Origin of the sequence: Acetobacter cibinongensis, assembly GCF_000963925.1 — a bacterium.
In the GTDB taxonomy this organism is placed as follows: Bacteria; Pseudomonadota; Alphaproteobacteria; order Acetobacterales; family Acetobacteraceae; genus Acetobacter; species Acetobacter cibinongensis.
In genome coordinates this window covers 114,788-132,341 of record NZ_BAMV01000018.1, presented here as the reverse complement: position 1 = coordinate 132,341, position 17,554 = coordinate 114,788, and the positions used below count along the sequence as shown (strand labels likewise).

General features: G+C 53.3%; 18 protein-coding genes and 1 tRNA gene. 13 read left to right on the top strand and 6 right to left on the bottom strand.

Annotation, left to right across the window (positions count from 1 at the left end; translation table 11 throughout):
- Nucleotides 1-126: 126 nt before the first annotated feature.
- Entirely contained in the window at nt 127-582 is a 456-nt protein-coding gene (locus Abci_RS11480; protein ID WP_048839306.1) for a DUF4167 domain-containing protein, read from the top strand.
- 142 nt (nt 583-724) lie between these two features.
- Here the strand turns inward: Abci_RS11480 and Abci_RS11475 are convergent.
- Both Abci_RS11475 and Abci_RS11470 read right to left on the bottom strand, forming a co-directional pair.
- Nucleotides 725-799 (bottom strand) — tRNA-Met (locus Abci_RS11475).
- Nucleotides 800-902: 103 nt separating this feature from the next.
- Nucleotides 903-1,361 (bottom strand): MlaD family protein, encoded by a 459-nt coding sequence (locus Abci_RS11470; RefSeq protein ID WP_048839305.1) that lies wholly within the window; start codon nt 1,359-1,361, stop codon nt 903-905.
- Nucleotides 1,362-1,482: 121 nt separating this feature from the next.
- Here Abci_RS11470 and Abci_RS11465 point away from each other — a divergent pair, with 121 nt between their 5' ends.
- The gene (locus tag Abci_RS11465; RefSeq protein WP_048839415.1) at nt 1,483-2,331 is read left to right on the top strand and encodes an undecaprenyl-diphosphate phosphatase; all 849 of its coding nucleotides are present in this window, start codon (nt 1,483-1,485) and stop codon (nt 2,329-2,331) included.
- A gap of 116 nt (nt 2,332-2,447) precedes the next feature.
- A complete protein-coding gene (locus tag Abci_RS11460) occupies nt 2,448-3,989 on the top strand; it encodes an amino acid permease (RefSeq protein WP_048839414.1) in 1,542 nt (513 codons plus the stop codon).
- 11 nt (nt 3,990-4,000) lie between these two features.
- On the opposite strand, the gene Abci_RS11455 is transcribed toward Abci_RS11460, so the two are convergent.
- Both Abci_RS11455 and Abci_RS11450 read right to left on the bottom strand, forming a co-directional pair.
- The gene (locus Abci_RS11455) at nt 4,001-5,089 is read right to left on the bottom strand and encodes an ATP-grasp domain-containing protein (protein WP_048839304.1); all 1,089 of its coding nucleotides are present in this window, start codon (nt 5,087-5,089) and stop codon (nt 4,001-4,003) included.
- Nucleotides 5,086-5,661, bottom strand: coding sequence for a DedA family protein (locus Abci_RS11450; RefSeq protein ID WP_371861369.1), 576 nt, complete (start codon nt 5,659-5,661; stop codon nt 5,086-5,088). The genes Abci_RS11455 and Abci_RS11450 overlap by 4 nt, the downstream gene beginning before the upstream one ends.
- Nucleotides 5,662-5,879: 218 nt before the next feature.
- Here Abci_RS11450 and Abci_RS11445 point away from each other — a divergent pair, with 218 nt between their 5' ends.
- The 8 genes from Abci_RS11445 to Abci_RS11410 are packed head-to-tail and all read left to right on the top strand — an operon-like array spanning nt 5,880 to nt 13,744.
- On the top strand, nt 5,880-6,890 hold the full coding sequence (locus Abci_RS11445) for a lytic murein transglycosylase (protein WP_048839412.1): 1,011 nt from the start codon (nt 5,880-5,882) through the stop codon (nt 6,888-6,890).
- Nucleotides 6,887-7,771 (top strand): septal ring lytic transglycosylase RlpA family protein, encoded by an 885-nt coding sequence (locus tag Abci_RS11440; RefSeq protein ID WP_048839303.1) that lies wholly within the window; start codon nt 6,887-6,889, stop codon nt 7,769-7,771. The genes Abci_RS11445 and Abci_RS11440 overlap by 4 nt, the downstream gene beginning before the upstream one ends.
- Before the next feature lie 8 nt (nt 7,772-7,779).
- Nucleotides 7,780-9,000 (top strand): D-alanyl-D-alanine carboxypeptidase family protein, encoded by a 1,221-nt coding sequence (locus Abci_RS11435; protein ID WP_048839302.1) that lies wholly within the window; start codon nt 7,780-7,782, stop codon nt 8,998-9,000.
- A 3-nt stretch (nt 9,001-9,003) separates the two neighbouring features.
- Nucleotides 9,004-9,642 carry a dTMP kinase gene (gene tmk, locus Abci_RS11430; RefSeq protein ID WP_048839301.1) on the top strand — a complete coding sequence of 213 codons (639 nt, stop codon included), beginning with the start codon at nt 9,004-9,006 and terminating at the stop codon, nt 9,640-9,642.
- A 3-nt stretch (nt 9,643-9,645) separates the two neighbouring features.
- Complete coding sequence (locus tag Abci_RS11425; RefSeq protein WP_048839300.1) at nt 9,646-10,593, top strand: DNA polymerase III subunit delta'; 948 nt, start codon at nt 9,646-9,648, stop codon at nt 10,591-10,593.
- A complete protein-coding gene (gene metG / locus Abci_RS11420) occupies nt 10,590-12,128 on the top strand; it encodes a methionine--tRNA ligase (protein WP_048839299.1) in 1,539 nt (512 codons plus the stop codon). The genes Abci_RS11425 and metG overlap by 4 nt, the downstream gene beginning before the upstream one ends.
- A gap of 17 nt (nt 12,129-12,145) precedes the next feature.
- Nucleotides 12,146-12,940, top strand: coding sequence for a TatD family hydrolase (locus tag Abci_RS11415; RefSeq protein WP_048839298.1), 795 nt, complete (start codon nt 12,146-12,148; stop codon nt 12,938-12,940).
- A gap of 18 nt (nt 12,941-12,958) precedes the next feature.
- A complete protein-coding gene (locus tag Abci_RS11410; RefSeq protein ID WP_048839297.1) occupies nt 12,959-13,744 on the top strand; it encodes an MBL fold metallo-hydrolase in 786 nt (261 codons plus the stop codon).
- Nucleotides 13,745-13,789: 45 nt separating this feature from the next.
- On the opposite strand, the gene Abci_RS11405 is transcribed toward Abci_RS11410, so the two are convergent.
- A complete protein-coding gene (locus Abci_RS11405; RefSeq protein WP_048839296.1) occupies nt 13,790-14,668 on the bottom strand; it encodes a universal stress protein in 879 nt (292 codons plus the stop codon).
- 43 nt (nt 14,669-14,711) lie between these two features.
- Complete coding sequence (gene pdxH / locus Abci_RS11400; RefSeq protein WP_048839295.1) at nt 14,712-15,350, bottom strand: pyridoxamine 5'-phosphate oxidase; 639 nt, start codon at nt 15,348-15,350, stop codon at nt 14,712-14,714.
- Nucleotides 15,351-15,632: 282 nt separating this feature from the next.
- Here pdxH and fabI point away from each other — a divergent pair, with 282 nt between their 5' ends.
- Nucleotides 15,633-16,472: an enoyl-ACP reductase FabI gene (gene fabI, locus Abci_RS11395; protein ID WP_048839294.1), complete on the top strand. Its 840-nt coding sequence runs from the start codon at nt 15,633-15,635 to the stop codon at nt 16,470-16,472.
- Between the two features lie 10 nt (nt 16,473-16,482).
- Nucleotides 16,483-17,553: a chorismate synthase gene (gene aroC, locus Abci_RS11390; protein WP_048839293.1), complete on the top strand. Its 1,071-nt coding sequence runs from the start codon at nt 16,483-16,485 to the stop codon at nt 17,551-17,553.
- Nucleotide 17,554 lies beyond the last annotated feature (1 nt).

The following is a 17,554-nucleotide window of genomic DNA, read 5'->3' as shown; positions in this document are numbered from 1 at the left end:
TTCCTATGCTGCAAAGAAGCCCGTCCAGACAGAAAATTCGGCTTTTAATCAGGAAATATGTCTTTTGAAGCATAAGACAGTTTCTTCATGCAGAACGCCATGAACGTGAAAGTGCTGCGATAGCTCATGAATGTAAAACGGATGCGCACCCGCAATCATCGGTCCGGTAGTGGGAACGGCGGTTCTTCCCGGCATTTAAACGGCCAAATCCCGATGAACCGCAATCATGTGTTTGACAGCCATGGTCCTGATGTTCGTGTAAGAGGTACGGCTCAGCAGCTTTTTGAAAAATACCTACAACACGGGCGTGACGCGACAAGTGCAGGTGACCGTGTTGCCGCTGAAGCCTATTTTCAGCATGCGGAGCATTATTTCCGTATCATGAATGCCATGGCCCAGGCTGCGCAGCAGAGCCAGCAGGAGCGGGCCGAGCGTCAGGCATCACGCCAGCAGCGTGTGTCCGCGCAGGATGAAGATGGGGAAGGCGGGCAGTATGCTCGTGCTGAAGACGGAAATGTTTCCGTGCGGGGCGATGAGCCTCAGCCAGACATTCAGCCTCAGCCAGAACTTTCTGAGGGCTAAAAACGGCAAATGCGGCTCTCGTCTGAGCCGCATTTTTTATATTGAGAGAACTATTGTGCAAAATTATGCACGTAACTATTTTCAAATGGCAGCTACATAAAACTGTTTTGCTTTACGTAATTTATTTTTGGGAAACCGAAGATGGTAGCGGCGGACGGATTTGAACCGCCGACCAAGGGATTATGATTCCCCTGCTCTACCGCTGAGCTACGCCGCCATCGTTCGGTGGGGCTGATCTACCCCGACCGGGGGAGGGCGTCAAGGCGCTCAGCACATTTTTTGTCACAAAAATAGAGATGCACCTGAAAAGGCTAGCTTTTTCACTGCTCCAGCGTTCCGCCACCAAAAATATAATTGCTGACCTGCTGCTCCAGACTGGAGGGCTCTATGGTGTGCGTAATGAGTGTGCCCGGAGCCAGATGTGTTTTGGATGCTCCAGGCTCAATTTGTAAGGCGTTATCTGCGGACAAGGTGCTGCTACCAATAGTCAGCACGCTATCTTCTGGAAGCGAGAGATCCGCATTCACGCTGAACTTGACAATGGCCATTTGTGAAACCGGATCAAGCGTGATGGACGCTACTCTTCCAACAGTCACACCTGCCAAATTAACATCGGCGCCCCGTGCGAGGCCGTTGGCTGAAACAAAGCGTGCAGCAAGGTCATATTGGGCGTGGCCTGGCGCCGAGAGCGTTGTTTTTGCATACAGGCCAAACGCACATGTTCCTGCCAGAACGGCACAGCTAAAGAGAATGGCGCCTGCGCGGCCTCGGGTGGTCATAACTGCGTCTTCTCCGTTCAAGGCGGTTTGTTGTGTGCCTAAGTGTGCATGAATGCTTGCAGCATACCGGCTCTTGGTGCAAGGACAGGCTTGGTCTGGCCAGATCTTGGGTATGGTGAGTATGTCTTTTTTTCAGGCGATTTTCATAGCAGTTCTACAGGGTGCGACGGAACTCTTCCCCGTCAGCAGTTTAGGGCATGCTGTTTTGGTGCCAGCTTTGCTGCATTGGTCTTACGACCTGCATAGCCTGTCATTTCTGCCTTTTCTGGTCATGTTGCACTTGGGCACATCTGTTGCTCTGCTGGTCTTCTTCTGGAAAGACTGGCTTGCGCTCTTCAAAGGTGCCGCTGGTGTGTTGGGGCCGCGTATTCAGGCGGAAAGTCTGTATATTCTTTTTCTGCTTGTTGTGGCCACCATTCCTGCTGTCCTTATCGGCCTTTTGTTCGAGCACATGATCCGTGATTTTTTCGGGTCTGCAACGCCAGTCGCCATTTTTCTGTTCCTGAATGGCCTGATGCTTCTGCTTGTTGAAAAGCTGCGCGGTACCAGCCCACGCAGGGGTGTTGCCACAGTGGCAGACATGACAGTAGCGGACGCTCTTATTATTGGTGCTTTCCAGTGTTTTGCTTTTTTTCCTGGTTTGTCCCGTTCGGGCGCAACAATCTGTGCTGGTTTGCTGCGTGGCCTACAGAGTGAGACGGCTGCTCGGTTCTCTTTTCTTATGGCGGAGCCTGTTATTCTGGCCGCAACAGTGAAGTCAGCATACAAAATGCGCACCGTACCGCTGGCGCCGGGCGAACTGCATCTTGCTATAGTAGGGGCTATTGTGTCCGGCGTTGTTGCCTTGGCCAGCACGGCCTTTCTGATGCGCTATTTCCGGAATCACGATAAATGGGCGCTTTCTCCCTTTGCATATTACTGCATGGGGGCAGGGGTAATATCACTTATCCTGCTTCATTTCTCACTCTAAAATCCGAAGTATTTTTGTGCCGCCACAGAGTGTGTGGCGGCTTATCTGCTTGAAGTTATATGAGCCGGTATCGTAATAATTACGCTGGCATCAGTTTGGAGGTTACACATACTCTCATGGGGATTTCATCCTGCCCGGAGAAGGGGCGGTCTCGTCGTAAATCACTTGAGAGAATCGAGCAGGAAAATGGTGCTCAACGTCTTTCTCGCTCGCTTGGCCCTCTTCAACTGACAATGCTTGGTGTTGGCTCCACTATTGGGGCAGGCATTTACGTCATGACCGGTACGGCTGCGGCCAATTACGCCGGGCCATCTATTCTGCTTTCATTTATTGTAGCGGGCTTGGCCTGCCTTTTTACAGCTCTGTCTTATGGAGAGCTGGCATCAGCAATGCCGGTATCCGGCTCAGCTTACACTTATGCTTATGTTTCCATGGGGGAAGCCTGGGCATGGGGGGTTGGCTGGCTTCTCTTGCTGGAATACGGCATTTCCTGTGCCGGGGTTGCCGCTGGTTTTTCCGGTTATGCCGTCAGTTTCTTGCAGGATTTTGGTGTTCATATTCCGCACGCACTCAGCACCACAGCCATGCAGGTCGTATTTGATGGCGCACATAGGCATGTGAGTATGCATTGGCAAGGGGATGCTGTCGGGGCGTTTTCAATCCTTGTCGTGACAGGGCTTCTTATTCTTGGTGTTAAAGAGTCTCTGCGCATCAACACCGCAATTGTGTTTCTAAAAGTTGGGGTGTTGGTTGTCTTTGTTGCGCTGGGATTATGGGCTATCCACCCCTCTTACTGGACACCGTTTATACCCAAGTATGAAGGTGGGTTCCGGTATGGACTGCCAGGAATTTTCCGTGCAGCCTCCATTATATTCTTTGCTTATGTGGGGTTTGAAGCCGTTTCCACAGCGTCTTCAGAGGCACGCAACCCACGCCGGGATGTTCCCATAGGCATTGTTGTGTCTCTGCTTATTTGCACAGTGGTCTATATTATTGTTGCTGCTGTATTGATTGGCGTTGTGCCATGGAAAACGCTTGACGTAGCTGACCCTCTGGCTATTGCCGTTAATGCAATGCAACAGCCTTGGCTGGCGGTTTTTGTAAAGATAGGGGCGGTTGTCGGTCTCTGTTCGGTTCTGTTTGGGCTTTTATATGCACAAAGCCGTATTTTTTTCGCTATGGCAGAAGATGGCCTGCTCATGCCTGTTTTCTGTAATTTGCACCCCAAGTTCAAGACGCCATGGATAGGGACTATTCTACTGGGAGCCGTGGTCGCGCTTGCAACGGCTTTGCTCCCTATTGATATCATTGGCGATTTGGTAAGCTTGGGCACGGCAACAGCTTTCGGTATTGTCTGTTTTACCGTGATATGGATACGCAACGTTGCGCCGGATAGCCCGCGGGCCTTTGCTGTGCCGGGTGGCGGTTTTTACATTAAAGGGTTTTGGGTAGGGTACGTGCCGCTGCTCGGCATGATATTTTGCCTGATAATGGCTGCTCCCCTCTTTATTGATATGGCCTTGGCACTCTTTGCAGGAGATCCGGTGCCTGCGCTTCTGCTGGCTACCTATATCGTTTGCGGATGGGCTTGCTACCGTTTTTACGGTCGCAAGCATTCCCGTTTGGGGCAAGAAGTCCAAGCCGGAGAGTCTGCCTGAAGGGCAGACTGTTAGTCATTCATGGGGTAGGACGCCAAAAGGCGCTTTTGTTGGCGCCATAGTCTGACCCCATGCCATAACCCGCTTGTTTTCCATCCGGCCTGACGTTTTTTTGCGCCAATACGAAACGTTTCTCCGTAGTGGAAAAACTGCGTTTTATAGGCTTCCTTAAGAGTGGTACGAGAATCCCAGATATGGATGGCTTCTGAGCCCACGCCATTAATTTCTATAATTTCGAATTTTTCGCCGTTCCTGAGTTCTTCAACGGATTCAAATTTCACATCCACCCTGCCAAAATGGAAATCAGGTATATCCTGCATAATTTCATCAATACGTTTGGTCAGGGCTGGTGTGATATCTGCCGCACCATTCCGGAATATTGCCCCCTTGCAGTGATTGCCCGTGAAAACCAAGTCAAGGGTTTGACCGTGTTCAAGAACTTCATGCAGTCGGTGCTCTAGGCGCGGAGTATATATGGAGAGGAGCAGGCTGGTCCGTGGGTCCTGTTTCAATAATTCCAGTACTGTACTGTGGCCATCCCCCACCAAGGCTGGAATATCTTTGAAAGTCAGAGAGGAAATAATGCCTGTGGCCTGATCTGGATGGCGGATGTAGAAAATGCCTGCTTCGTGCCGGTAGGGAATAAGCCTTTGCAGCATGAGCGTGGTGTTGCGCGGGAAAGCATCCAAAATTGCGCGGAGGTCATTCTCAGTATGGGCCAGCTTTACGCCCGTACCATTACAACCAACATCGGGTTTTACCACAATGGGAAGGCTCAAGCTCTTTTGAAGCAAGACTTCCTTTGCGCGTGCATAATCGTTCGAGCCAGTTTTAAGGAGCGCATAGGGCGCGATCCATTGGTTCGCAACCGGACCAGCCATATCCAGAATACTGCTTTTGCTTTCACCGCATAGCCCGCCTGTTTCAATGCGCGGGTTGGCGGCTGTTGGCAAGCTGAAATCCCGGTATCGGAGGCCTTGCAGAACCCAGTAAATGACAATTGGTGTGTAGAAAATCCACCCTGGCCAGAACTCGAAGCTTGAAAGAGGCGAGTTGTGTGTGGTGTGCGCGGAGTGTGGTGTGGTGGGCAGTTTGTTCATTGTCCCTGTTTCTGCATGCGGGCCGCCAGCCGACCCATGAGAATAATAACCACCACAAAACCGAGAATGCCAGCCCAGCGCCATGCACCCAGATGTGACAGGATAAAGCTTCCAATTTTCAGTGAGAGCACAAAAAGAGCTGTTGTCCAGATAAGCGTTGCGGCAATCGTGGCTAACGTAAAGGTACGCAGGCCTGCGTTGAAGAAGCCGCACGCAGTATAGAGCGGCAGCCGCGTGCCGGGAATGAACCGGCTGATAAACACAACCTTGAACAGTTTACCAGTTAGCCATTGGCGCTGTGCGTCCCGCTCTGGTGTTTGCACCCAGCGCCTTGCCTGTGGCCATCGAGCCGCCAGAAACCCCAGCCCGTATAGTCCGACATCACCCAGAACAATGCCGATATAAAGGGCGAGTAAGGCTTCAAGCGTGTTGAGAGTATGAAGTTTTACCTGAATGGCGGTCAGAACTGTTGCGGCATCTTCAAGGATGAATGTCGCAAGAATGACAATGAGCATCTGAGCGAGAGGCGATGAGGTGGTGGAGATAAGAAACTGCTCAAGAGAATGCATCATAGGTGTAAAAAACACTCCTTAAGCTCTACCGGAGGACGTGGGCGTAAGCATATGGGGTAAGGCTTACGCCTGTGTTGCGTGGGACACAACATGCGTGCCGGAGGGATAATCAAGAGCAGGTTAGGCGTAGAGAAACACTAAAATAGGTAGCGCGCCTTTTATAAAAGACGCTTATACAAGAAAGAAATGAACGCAAAAACCAACAGAACTGGTCCATGATGCTTAAAAGAAGAATGCTCGTCTGTGGTGCGGTGTCCAGCATGGCTTTGCCAGCGGTTGCCGGAAAAGCTGTTGCAAAGGCTCTTCAAAAAGCGCCTGCACCGGCTGCAACACAAAGCTATGAAACCTTTCTGGCTGGTGTACGGCGTGAGGCCATACAGAAGGGGATGAACGCCTCTATAGTGGACGACGCGTTGTCTTTGACCAGGCAGCCGAATGCATCTGTTATTAAGGCGGATCGGCACCAGCCTGAGTTCACCATGACATGGGCCAAGTACAAAGATCGCGTTATTACGAACAAAAAAATAACGGATGGTCAGGCCGCAGTTGCGAAACGGCGCTCCATTCTGCGTGCCATCAGTACTGAGTATGGGGTGGATGAAGCCGCTATTGCAGGAATATGGGGGCTGGAATCTGCTTACGGCGTGAAAACGGGCACATATCATGTGATCGATTCTCTTGCCACGCTGGCCTATGATGGTCGCCGCTCGGCGTTTTTCCGTTCAGAGTTGTTCAAAGCCCTCCATATTCTCAATCAGGGTGATATTACGCCAGCCGGTATGTTGGGCAGTTATGCTGGCGCTATGGGGCAGCCACAATTTATGCCCAGCGCTTATGAGCGGTACGCCGCCAGTTATCCCGCCGGTGGCCGTCGTGACATCTGGACAAACGAGCCTGATGTCTTTGCGTCTATCGCCAATTACCTTGCAAAGTGTGGGTGGCGTGCCGGAGAGCCATGGGGGGAGGCAGTTCGGGTTCCTGCGGCTCTGACTGTTGGGCAGATTGGGCGTACAGTTGTTAAGCCTGTGTCTTACTGGGCCGGGATTGGCGTTCAACCTGTTCTGGGTGGGCAGTTTGGTCATGCCGATATGGACGGCGCAGTGATATGCCCGGATGGCATAGACGGTGAGGCCTATCTTGTTTACCACAATTTTAACGTGATCCGTCGTTACAATCCCTCCGATTTCTACGCGTTGGGTGTGGGTCTTCTGGGAAGTGCCATAGTGTGAAAAAGGCTGTTCTTTTCTGCTGCCTGGGGGTTGCTGCGTGCTCCCCTCCTGCGCCCAATAAAGTTAAGCCTGCACCGCATTATGTGGTGGGGCAGGCGTGGCAACAGAGCGATGGCATCTGGGTCTATCCCCGCGAGGATTTTTCTTACCAGGCAACAGGCCTTGCAGTCAGGCAGCCGCCAATAAAGAAGGCTGCGCCTCTCACGACTGACGGAGAGGTACGTAGTGCTCTCAGCATGACGGCAAGCCATCCCACACTTCAATTGCCTGCCCTTGTAACAGTGACCAACCTTGAAAACGGTCGGGAGGTCAGGCTGCGCATAAATGACCGTGGCCCATCCCAGTCTGGTCGTATTCTTGGCGTGACCCCCAAAGTGGCGGACTTGCTTGGAATGGGGGCTGGCCCGGCACGCGTCAGCATTGTCGTGGATGAGCTTGCGAGCCGACATCTGGCGGAATTGCTCCCCGGTGGCCCGGTATTGCAAATCAATACAGCGCCGCTGGAGCAGGTTCAGCAGACTCAATTGACCGGTCCGCAGGCGCATATGGCTGCGGGGCAAGGTGGCGCTTCAACCCCAGTGCAAGAAACCTCCGGCGCTACAGCCGATGCGTCCCAGTTGCTTGCGGATCTGCCAGCTACGTGGCGGCAGGGTATGCCAAGGCAGACCCATTTGTGGGTTGAAACGACAGATTTTACCTCACGCTATACAGCAGCAAGGGAAGCCGCGCGTGAGGGCGCCACGGTTGTGGCTGCTTTTGTTGGTCAAGAAAAAATGTGGGCTGTGCGGCACGGCCCTTTTGCGACTATAAGCGAGGCGGATGCGGCCCTGAAGCGTTCTCTTGCTGCTGGTTTGACCGGATCTCATATCGTCGTTGAATAGGAAAGAACGTGCACACTCGCCGGTTTCTTCTTGCAGGGGGCGCTGCCCTTGTTTCCAGTGGTTCTGCTCTGACAGCTTATGCCCGTAAAGGGCATAAAGCTCCGGCGCATCCTGTAGCTGCGGCTGCTGCTCCCCCTGCGGCAGCGTCCACCGTGGCAGACGCCCCGGCATCTACGCCGGTCGGTCCGGTTGATACTGTTGCACGCTGGGCATGCATCCTGGATTATAACAGCGGTGCCACATTGCTGGAAAAAGCAGCAGATGAGCGTATGCCTCCTTCATCGTTAACAAAGATGATGACGGCGTATGTCACCTTCTCAATGTTGCGTGCTGGCCGCCTGAAGCTGGATCAGGCTTTGCCGGTCAGTGAAAAAGCATGGCGTATGCAAGGGTCACGCATGTTTGTGCCCCTAGGGCAGAGTGTGCCGGTTCAGGACCTTATTCAGGGTACGGTTATCCAGTCCGGGAATGATGCCTGCATTGTTCTGGCCGAAGGTATTTCAGGGTCTGAAGAGCAGTTTGTTGCGGTCATGAATGACACGGCAGCCAAGCTAGGCCTGCATAATACACACTTCATGAATGCAACAGGCTGGCCTGCTGATAATCATTACATGAGCGCGCGGGACGTTGCTTATCTGGCGCTGCGTCTGGTTCATGACTTTCCAGAATATTACCACTACTTCTCTGAAAAAGAGTTTTTCTTTAACAAGATCCGTCAGGAAAACCGGAACTCTCTGGTTGTTAAAGGTCTGGCTGATGGCCTCAAGACTGGTCATACAGATGCGGGTGGGTTTGGCCTGTGTGCGTCTGCCCTGCGTGACGGGCGGCGTATTGTTATGGCGCTGAACGGCATGCCCTCCGACCACGTCCGTGCGCGTGAAAGTGAGCGTCTGCTTGGGTGGTCATTTGCCAATTTTGAATCTGCAAAAATTCTTAATAAGGGCGATGTCATAGAGCAGGCTCCCGTGTGGATGGGGCAAAGCCAGACAGTCCCTCTGGTGGTGTCACAGGACCTGACGATGCTGCTGCCACATGGCTGGCGGAGTGGCACACATGTTGCCCTCGATTATCAGGGGCCACTCGCGGCTCCTCTCAAGGCAGGTCAATCCGTGGGGCAGGTGACGGTGACATTGCCCGGAGGGCGGCAGGCGTCTCTGCCCGTTGTTGTAGGGCAGGATGTTCCAGCACTGGGCCTGCTTGGTCGGGCTGCGCGCCGGTTGCACCTCTAGACCATGCAGAAAAGTTTATTCGTTACGCTGGAAGGGGGAGAGGGGGTTGGAAAGTCCACTCAGCTCAAGCTCCTTCAGTCAGCATTGCAGTCTTTGGGTGTCACTGTTCTGACAACGCGGGAGCCAGGAGGCTCCCCCGGTGCTGAAGATCTGCGGCAGGTTTTGCTGTTTGGCAAACATCCGCTCTCTCAGCGGTCGGAAATCCTGACACATTTTGCTGCACGGTATGATCACATTGACCAGGTCATTAACCCCGCGCTGGAAGCAGGCACGGTTGTTATCTGTGATCGCTTTACAGACTCGACAATGGCTTACCAAGGCTACGGGCGTGCCAATGGGCACGCGGAGACACTGGATTTAATCAACGCCTTGCAGGCTCATCTGGGGCGCGACCCAGACCTTACCTTTCTGCTTGAGGCCCCACGAGATGTTGCCCGGCTGCGGTTGGCTGCACGCGGCGCACCGACAGACCGCTATGAGCAGTCAGATGAGGCGTTTCATGCACGTGTGCTGCATGGGTTTCAGACAATAGCCGAACAAAATCCACACCGTGTGAAGCGCATTAAGGCGCACGGGGTGTCTCCAGAAGAGATAAATAGCCTTATCGTAAAAGAGATTCGCCAGCGTCTTCAGTCGGGTTAGGTCATGCAGCAAGACCCAAGGATTGCTTCTCTTGCCCTCCGGGGGCATCAGGCCGCATCAGGTGTTTTTCGTGCCGCTTTGGCATCAGGGCGCTTGCCACATGCTTGGCTGATTACAGGCGCTCCGGGAATAGGAAAGGCAACTTTTGCCTTTCGTCTTGCGCGAGCAGTTTTGGGCGGAGAAGACCCTTCAAGCCCAGAAGGGCGGCGCATTTCGGCTGCAACTCATGCCGATCTTCTGGTGGTTCAACGCAGTTACGATGAAAAAAGACAGCGCTACAGAGGGGAGATTGTGGCCGACGATGTTCGGCCTATCACGGCTTTCCTGCACCGGACTGCGGCTGAAGGCGGGTGGCGCGTTGTCATAATTGATGGTGCAGAATGGCTTAACCGCAGCGCCGCCAATGCGTTGTTGAAAATTCTGGAAGAACCACCGCCCAAGGCCGTATTGTTGCTGACGTCTTCCGCCCCCGGCCGCCTGCTGCCAACGATCAGAAGCCGCTGCCGCCGATTGGAACTTGCTCCCCTGAGTACGGAAGATGTTCGGCATATTGTAAGGCAGGCTGTCCCAGATATCGCGGACGATGAGTTGCAACGGAGTGTAGCCGGAGCACACGGTGCGGTCGGGAGAGCTTTGGCTCTGTTAGCGGACGAGGGAGGCCGTATGGCCGCACTGGTCGAGAAAATTCTTTCCGGTGTTTCTGTCGGCCAGTCTTACGATATTGCTGAAACTGTTTTGCGTAAGGAAGACGGTTTTAATTTATTTTTCAGCCTGTTATCAGACACACTTCAAGAGTGTGCTCGAACTGCGGCCCGAAGGGGCAACGCTGAAGCTGCCCGTTTTGCTCAGGCATGGGAGGCCATTATGCGCCTTCAGAGCGAGACGGAACGCTTCAATCTCGATAAACAGGAAACTCTTCTCGAAGCCATGACCATCGCGAGTAAAGCATGACCGCCCGTTTTTATGTTACGACCCCCATCTATTATGTGAATGGTGCGCCCCATATCGGGCATGCTTACACGTCTATCGCCGCGGATGTTCTGGCACGTTTCCATCGCCTGTCAGGGCATGATGTATTTTTTCTGACCGGTACGGATGAGCACGGTCAGAAAGTAGAACAGGCTGCCCAGACAGCAGGTGTTGAGCCAAAGGCTTTTGTTGACACCATCTCTGCCAATTTCCGGGATATGGCAGACAGCATGGCCATATCCTACGATGACTTCATTCGTACGACCGAGCCACGGCATATCAAATCAGCCCAAGCCCTCTGGGAAAAAGTTGCAGAAAGCGGCGCAATTTATCTGGGGGCCTATGAAGGCTGGTATGCACTGCGCGATGAGTGTTTCTACGGTGAAGATGAACTTGTTTCCGATGCGCAGGGTAATAAGGTCGCACCGACAGGTGCGCCTGTAGAGTGGGTGAAGGAGCCTTCCTACTTCTTTAAGCTGTCTGACTATCAGGACAAGCTGTTGGCTCTTTACGAGGCACACCCAGAATTTCTAGGCCCGACCGGGGCGCGACGGGAAATCATCAGTTTCGTCAAGCAGGGGCTGCGGGACCTTTCAGTCAGCCGCACCAGCTTCAAATGGGGCATCCCCGTTCCGGGTGACGAAGCACATGTGATGTATGTGTGGTTTGATGCTCTGGCAAACTATCTGAGTGCGCTGGACTACCCGAATACAGATGCACCCAAAGCCGCTTTTTGGCCCGCGAGCCTGCATCTGGTTGGTAAAGATATTGCGCGCTTCCATGCCGTGTATTGGCCAGCCTTCCTGATGGCTGCTGGCATTGAGGTGCCTAAAAAGATTTTTGCGAATGGCTGGTGGACCGTAGAGGGCCAGAAAATGAGCAAATCTTTGGGTAATGTTGTTGACCCGCGCGATCTTGTTAAAGAATTCGGGCTGGATGCCGTACGCTTCTTTCTGTTGCGTGAAGTGCCGTTTGGCGGGGATAGTGACCTGTCACGCAAGTCCCTGATCATGCGGAACAACGTTGAGTTGGCCAATGACCTTGGCAATCTTTGTCAGCGCACCCTGTCTCTGGTCGCGCGTAACTGTGGCGGTATCGTGCCAGAACGCCGCACCCTGACGGACGAAGACAGCCAGATACTCGGTCAGGTTGCCCTTCTGCCTTCCCTCATGGCCACGCAAATGGAGCGCTGTGCTCTGACAGACGCGCTGGAAGATGTCTGGAAGGTTATCCGTGCCGGGAATGCGTATATTGACCATCAGGCCCCCTGGGCCCTCAAGAAGACCGATCCAGAGCGCATGAACGATGTGCTACGTGTGTTGCTGGATGTTTTGCGGGGTATAGCAACTGTTCTGCAGCCGTTCATGCCGCATAGCATGGAGCGTATGCTCACTCAGCTTGGTGTGACGGACAGTGAACGCAGCTTTGCCGCACTGGAAACGCTCCTGCCTGCCGGGCGGGAACTCCCTGCGCCGCAGGGTATTTTCCCGCGTTATGTTGAAGAACAGACTGCCTGAGGCTTAAGGACGTGGTTATGCCAGAAAAGGGTCTGATCGACTCACACTGCCATCTTGATCATTTCACGGATGAAGAAATCCCTGCTCTGCTGGCAGCCGCGAAGGCGGGCGGGGTGACCGGTATGGTGACGATCGGCACCCGCTTGGCCCGTGCTCATCAGCAGAAAGCCTTGACGCGTTATTCCAGCCCGGATGTGCGTGTATGGTGTACGGTTGGTACACACCCAGATCATGTGGAAGAAGCGCCTCTCCCGTCAGTCGAAACTATTGCCGAGATCGCGCAAGCGCCTGAAGTGGTTGGGATAGGTGAGAGCGGTCTGGATTATTTCCATGGCGCTGAGGCCGTTCGTCCGCTTCAGCAGGACAGTTTTCGTCGGCATATTGATGCGGCGCGGGAACTGAATATCCCTATAATTATTCATGCGCGACAAGCAGATGAAGATGTAGCGCGTATCTTGCAGGAAGAGGTGGCCAGAGGGCCTTTCCCTATTCTTCTCCACTGTTTTGCATCAAGTGCCGCTTTGGCGCAGAGCGTGGTTGAACTGGGCGGATATGTCAGTTTTTCCGGCATTGCGACATTTCCTAAATGTGGTGAGTTTCGTGACGTTGCACGTGCGTTGCCGTTAGAACGCATTCTGGTGGAAACGGACTCGCCTTATCTTGCTCCGGTTCCAAAACGGGGTAAGCGTAACGAACCCTCTTATGTTGCCTATACGGCAGCCTGTCTTGCACAGGAGCGGGGGCAAAGTCTGGAAGACTTTACGCAAACGACAACAGACAATTTTTTCCGGTTATTCAGAAAGGCTGCCTGATAGCAGCACGGAGTGTTTATGAAAGTCACCATTCTTGGGTGCGGTGGGTCTGCTGGTGTGCCCATGCTTGGGGGCGAAGAAGGCCACGGTATTTGGGGAAATTGTGACCCGTCTGAACCAAGAAACCGGAGGAGCCGCGCCTCTATTTTTCTGGAAATGCCGAATGGTGAGAATATTCTGGTTGATACCGGGCCGGACATCCGTGCGCAGTTGTTGGCAAACGGTATAACTCAGTTCCGTTCTATTTTTTACACACATGCACACGCAGACCATATCGCTGGGCTTGATGAGGTAAGGGGTATTAATCGGATTATAAAAGGTCCGATCACTGCATACGGTTGCCCAGATGTTCTCGCTGAAATACAGACCAGATTTGATTATGTGTTCAAGCCATGGACCGGGCCGAGCTTTTTTAGAGCTATAGTTGAAGCCTCTCCTTTACCGCAGGTCGGGCAGTTCGAAATGGCGGGCTATACGTTCACCATATTCCAGCAAGGGCATGGACGTATCATGTCAAGTGGGCTGCGGTACGGTAATTTTGCCTACAGCACTGACGCCGTTGAGTTGGATGACACGGCATTAAACGCCCTGTCCGGCGTAGAAACTTGGATAGTTGACTGTTTTCAGAGAGCCCCCCATTGCGCCCATGCCTGGCTTGATCGTGTGCTGGAATGGAAGCAAAGGCTCCAACCCAAACGTATTATTCTCACCCATATGGGTACAGATATGGACTGGCAATGGATGATCGATCATTTGCCAGAAGGTGTTGAGCCCGCATGGGACGGAATGACGTTCACTCTATAAGCTAGGAGAAGATGGCCGCAGGATGCTACGGCCATTTCTGTAAAATCAACGGCTCATCAGAACAGTCAGATCGGCGTGTTCGAGCACATGGCGTGTCACACCACCCAGAATAAGCTGACGTAGGCGGGAATGGGAGTAAGCGCCCATTGCTAGCATGTCCGCATCAAAATCCTTACAGGCAGTAATCAGCCCTTTGCCGACATCGCGGTCAACGGGGCTGAATGCAACGGCGTCAGCCTTGATACCGTGTAAAGCAAGATAATCCACAACATCGCGCGCTTTCGGCCCACGGCGCTGATAATCCTCACAATGCAGAACACGGACTGCTTCCGCAGTCAGCGCCCAGGCAAGTGCGCCACGGAGGGCGGAAGAAGACTCTGCTGTGCCGTTCCACCCGATACACACGCGCTTGATAAGCCCCTTGGGGAGGGTTTGCGGAGCAATGACCACAGGCCGCCCACTATCAAACAAAACTGCATGCAGGGTTTCGGAAGAAGACACGTCTTCACCTGAGTCGGGGTGAGGAACGAGGGTGAAGTCAGACAGACGTGCGTGAGACGGAATGATCTCACTTTCAGCGCCGGAGAGAATGTTAAAGCTCATGCTTGCCGTGTCCCATGGGAAAGGCGCACGCGGCGGCACAACTTCTATGTCTGTATGAGTTGCGGCAAAGCGCTCAAACAGCTTGCGGACTTCATGCGCATGGTGAGCGCTTTCATGTTCTGCGGAGCGCATAAGGTCTTCCACCATGGCGCCAGACAGGCCTTCTCCGGCCATGGGAGCAATATCCCGACCATCTGGGCGTACATGCAGCACGGCAAGATGTGCCCCAAAGCGCTTTGCAAAATTATATCCCCGTGTCAGGGCCGCTTCAGCATTGGAAACGCTGGGCAAGGGAAGCAGAATTTTTCTTACGTCTTTCATTGTATTTTTCCCTTAATCAATAACGATACGCTGAGATAAACTTTTACGGATACAGGCGGGTTGCTGACCATGATTCCTGGTCAGCCGTCCATCGTGCCCGATCATGCAGGCGGTACGGCCGCTCCTGCCAGAATTCAAAAGCAGCAGGGGTCACACGGTAGCCGGACCAATTGGCCGGACGTGGTATCTCGCCGTGGGGGTAACGTTCTTCCGCCTCCTTAACGCGTGCTTCAAATATCGCTCGGTCAGGCAAAGGGCGTGACTGGTCTGAAGCAATGGCTCCAAGACGGGATACGCGGCTACGACTCGCAAAATAAGCATCCGCTTCTTCTGGCGTCACCGGACTAACCGTGCCTTCAATACGAATTTGGCGGCGCAGGCTTTTCCAGTGAAAAAGGAGGGCAACATGAGGGTTTTGAGCCAGTTCCTCGCCCTTGCGGCTATGTTGGTTCGTGTAGAAAACAAAGCCGTTACGATCAGCACCCTTTAAAAGCACAATCCGTGCAGACGGATGACCTTCAGGTGTGCTGGTTGCCAGCGTCATGGCGTTGGGGTCGGAGGGCTCGCTTTTTTCCGCTTCGCTCATCCAGACGGAGAACAGAACAAAAGGATCTGCCGCCAGATCAATCAGGGTCTTGTTGTGGTCCATCTCATGCAGGTGGGAAGGGGAATGCTCAGTCATGCCTCAGGTCTTTCCAACGTCCGAGCTGCCGTTAGGAGCAGCCCATTGCCCATGCAGCATATCCCTAACACCTGACAAAGGGGAGTGGTTGCCTGAACGCGGTTTCACAAATTGTGGGAAGTGCAACTCCATCATGCCTGCACTGTGGCGATGAATGGCGTAAATCTGTCAGTTTTCCGCGGTAAAGGGGGGAGGGGTCTTGTCTCAATCGCTGTGGTATGCGACCAACCCCTGAAGTTCTTTATATTCATGTTTCATGTCAGATCAGCGCGAGGTTCGCACATGTCGTCTCAGGACACCACATTACCAGTCCGTGGAACACTCATGCAGGGCAAAAAAGGCTTGGTAATGGGTGTTGCCAATGACCGGTCTATCGCGTGGGGTATTGCCAGTGCCGTTGCTGCTCAGGGTGGTGAGTTAGCGTTTACTTATCAAGGAGAGGCCTTGGGTAAACGGGTAAAGCCTTTGGCAGAGAGCGTTGGCTCATCTCTCGTCCTCCCCTGTGATGTATCCAACGATGCTAAAATTGACGCAGTGTTCGAGCGCCTTGAGCAGGAATGGGGTGAGATAGATTTTGTTGTGCACGCTATTGGGTGGGCAGACAAAAAATACCTGCGCGGACGGTACGTTGACACCCCGCGTGATGCCTTTCTGACGGCCCTTGATATTTCCTGCTATTCTTTCACAGCCGTAGCCCAGCGCGCTGCAAAGTTGATGAAAAAAGGTGGCTCACTCCTGACCTTGAGCTATCTTGGCGCAGAGCGTGTTATGCCGCATTACAATGTGATGGGTGTCGCAAAAGCTGCTCTGGAAGCTTCAGTGCGCTATATGGCTGCTGACCTTGGTAAAGATTCTATCCGCGTGAATGCTATTTCAGCCGGGCCTATCAAGACCCTTGCTGCAAGCGGTATTGGGGATTTCCGGTATATTCTGAAATGGAACCAGTATAACGCGCCGCTGGAGCGCAATGTGGCGTTGGAAGAAGTGGGCGGTGCCGGGCTGTACATGCTGTCTGACCTCTCGACCGGTGTAACGGGTGAGGTGCATCACGTGGATAGCGGGTACCATACAGTTGGTATGAAAAACCCGACAGCGCCTGATATTTCCGTCGTCGGGGAATAAAGGAACTACCGTGTCGTACAACAGCTTTGGTCACCTGTTTCGTGTAACCACTTGGGGAGAAAGCCACGGGCCTGCTATCGGCTGTGTAGTTGATGGCTGCCCACCGCGCCTCCCGCTGACCGAAGCTGATATTCAACCATTCCTTGACCGCCGTCGTCCGGGGCAATCTGCTTTTACCACGCAACGGAGAGAGCCAGATGCAGTACGCATTCTCTCCGGTGTCTTTGAAGGGCAAACAACCGGCACTCCTATCTCCCTCGTTATCGAAAATACGGATCAGAGATCCCGCGATTACGGGGATATCGCCCAGACTTACAGACCGGGTCATGCTGACCTGACATATGACCTGAAATACGGCATTCGTGATTACCGGGGCGGAGGGCGTTCCTCCGCACGGGAGACCGCTTGTCGGGTTGCTGCTGGAGCTGTTGCGCGCAAAATACTGGGTGAGGGCATCGTTATTCGTGGTGCGCTGGTTCAGCTTGGCCCGCATAAAATTGATCGTGCGCAGTGGGATTGGGATGAGGTGGAGCGTAACCCCTTTTTCTGCCCAGATGCCAAAAGCGTGCCTATGTGGGAGGACTATCTTGCCGGTATTCGGAAAGATGGTCTTTCTATTGGCGCAGTCATCGAATTGGTTGCGGAAAATGTGCCAGCAGGGCTGGGGGCACCTATTTATGGCAAGCTGGACTCAGACCTCGCAGCCGCTCTTATGAGCATCAATGCTGTCAAAGGTGTTGAAATTGGTGATGGTTTTGCTTCAGCAGAACTGACTGGTGTGCAAAACGCAGACCCGCTTTTTATGCGGGATGGTCATGTGGCTTTTGGCGCTAATCATGCTGGCGGTATTTTAGGTGGTATTTCAAGTGGGCAACCAGTTGTAGCCCGCTTTGCTGTTAAGCCGACCAGTTCAATGTTGACGCCCGTGCCTTCCATCACCAGCGCCGGTGAAGAAAAGGACGTTATTACCAAAGGTCGGCATGACCCATGCGTAGGGATACGTGCCGTGCCTGTAGGGGAAGCAATGATGGCCTGCGTATTGGCAGACCATCTTTTGCGTCACAGAGGGCAGGTGGGCTAGT

Bases quoted from the DNA above. Each gene is read 5' to 3' on its own strand.
- Abci_RS11480 (WP_048839306.1), top strand. From the start codon at position 127: ATGAATGTAAAACGGATGCGCACCCGCAATCATCGGTCCGGTAGTGGG.
- Abci_RS11470 (WP_048839305.1), bottom strand. From the start codon at position 1,361: ATGACCACCCGAGGCCGCGCAGGCGCCATTCTCTTTAGCTGTGCCGTT.
- Abci_RS11465 (WP_048839415.1), top strand. From the start codon at position 1,483: ATGTCTTTTTTTCAGGCGATTTTCATAGCAGTTCTACAGGGTGCGACG.
- Abci_RS11460 (WP_048839414.1), top strand. From the start codon at position 2,448: ATGGGGATTTCATCCTGCCCGGAGAAGGGGCGGTCTCGTCGTAAATCA.
- Abci_RS11455 (WP_048839304.1), bottom strand. From the start codon at position 5,089: ATGAACAAACTGCCCACCACACCACACTCCGCGCACACCACACACAAC.
- Abci_RS11450 (WP_371861369.1), bottom strand. From the start codon at position 5,661: ATGATGCATTCTCTTGAGCAGTTTCTTATCTCCACCACCTCATCGCCT.
- Abci_RS11445 (WP_048839412.1), top strand. From the start codon at position 5,880: ATGCTTAAAAGAAGAATGCTCGTCTGTGGTGCGGTGTCCAGCATGGCT.
- tmk (WP_048839301.1), top strand. From the start codon at position 9,004: ATGCAGAAAAGTTTATTCGTTACGCTGGAAGGGGGAGAGGGGGTTGGA.
- Abci_RS11425 (WP_048839300.1), top strand. From the start codon at position 9,646: ATGCAGCAAGACCCAAGGATTGCTTCTCTTGCCCTCCGGGGGCATCAG.
- metG (WP_048839299.1), top strand. From the start codon at position 10,590: ATGACCGCCCGTTTTTATGTTACGACCCCCATCTATTATGTGAATGGT.
- Abci_RS11415 (WP_048839298.1), top strand. From the start codon at position 12,146: ATGCCAGAAAAGGGTCTGATCGACTCACACTGCCATCTTGATCATTTC.
- Abci_RS11410 (WP_048839297.1), top strand. From the start codon at position 12,959: ATGAAAGTCACCATTCTTGGGTGCGGTGGGTCTGCTGGTGTGCCCATG.
- Abci_RS11405 (WP_048839296.1), bottom strand. From the start codon at position 14,668: ATGAAAGACGTAAGAAAAATTCTGCTTCCCTTGCCCAGCGTTTCCAAT.
- pdxH (WP_048839295.1), bottom strand. From the start codon at position 15,350: ATGACTGAGCATTCCCCTTCCCACCTGCATGAGATGGACCACAACAAG.
- fabI (WP_048839294.1), top strand. From the start codon at position 15,633: ATGTCGTCTCAGGACACCACATTACCAGTCCGTGGAACACTCATGCAG.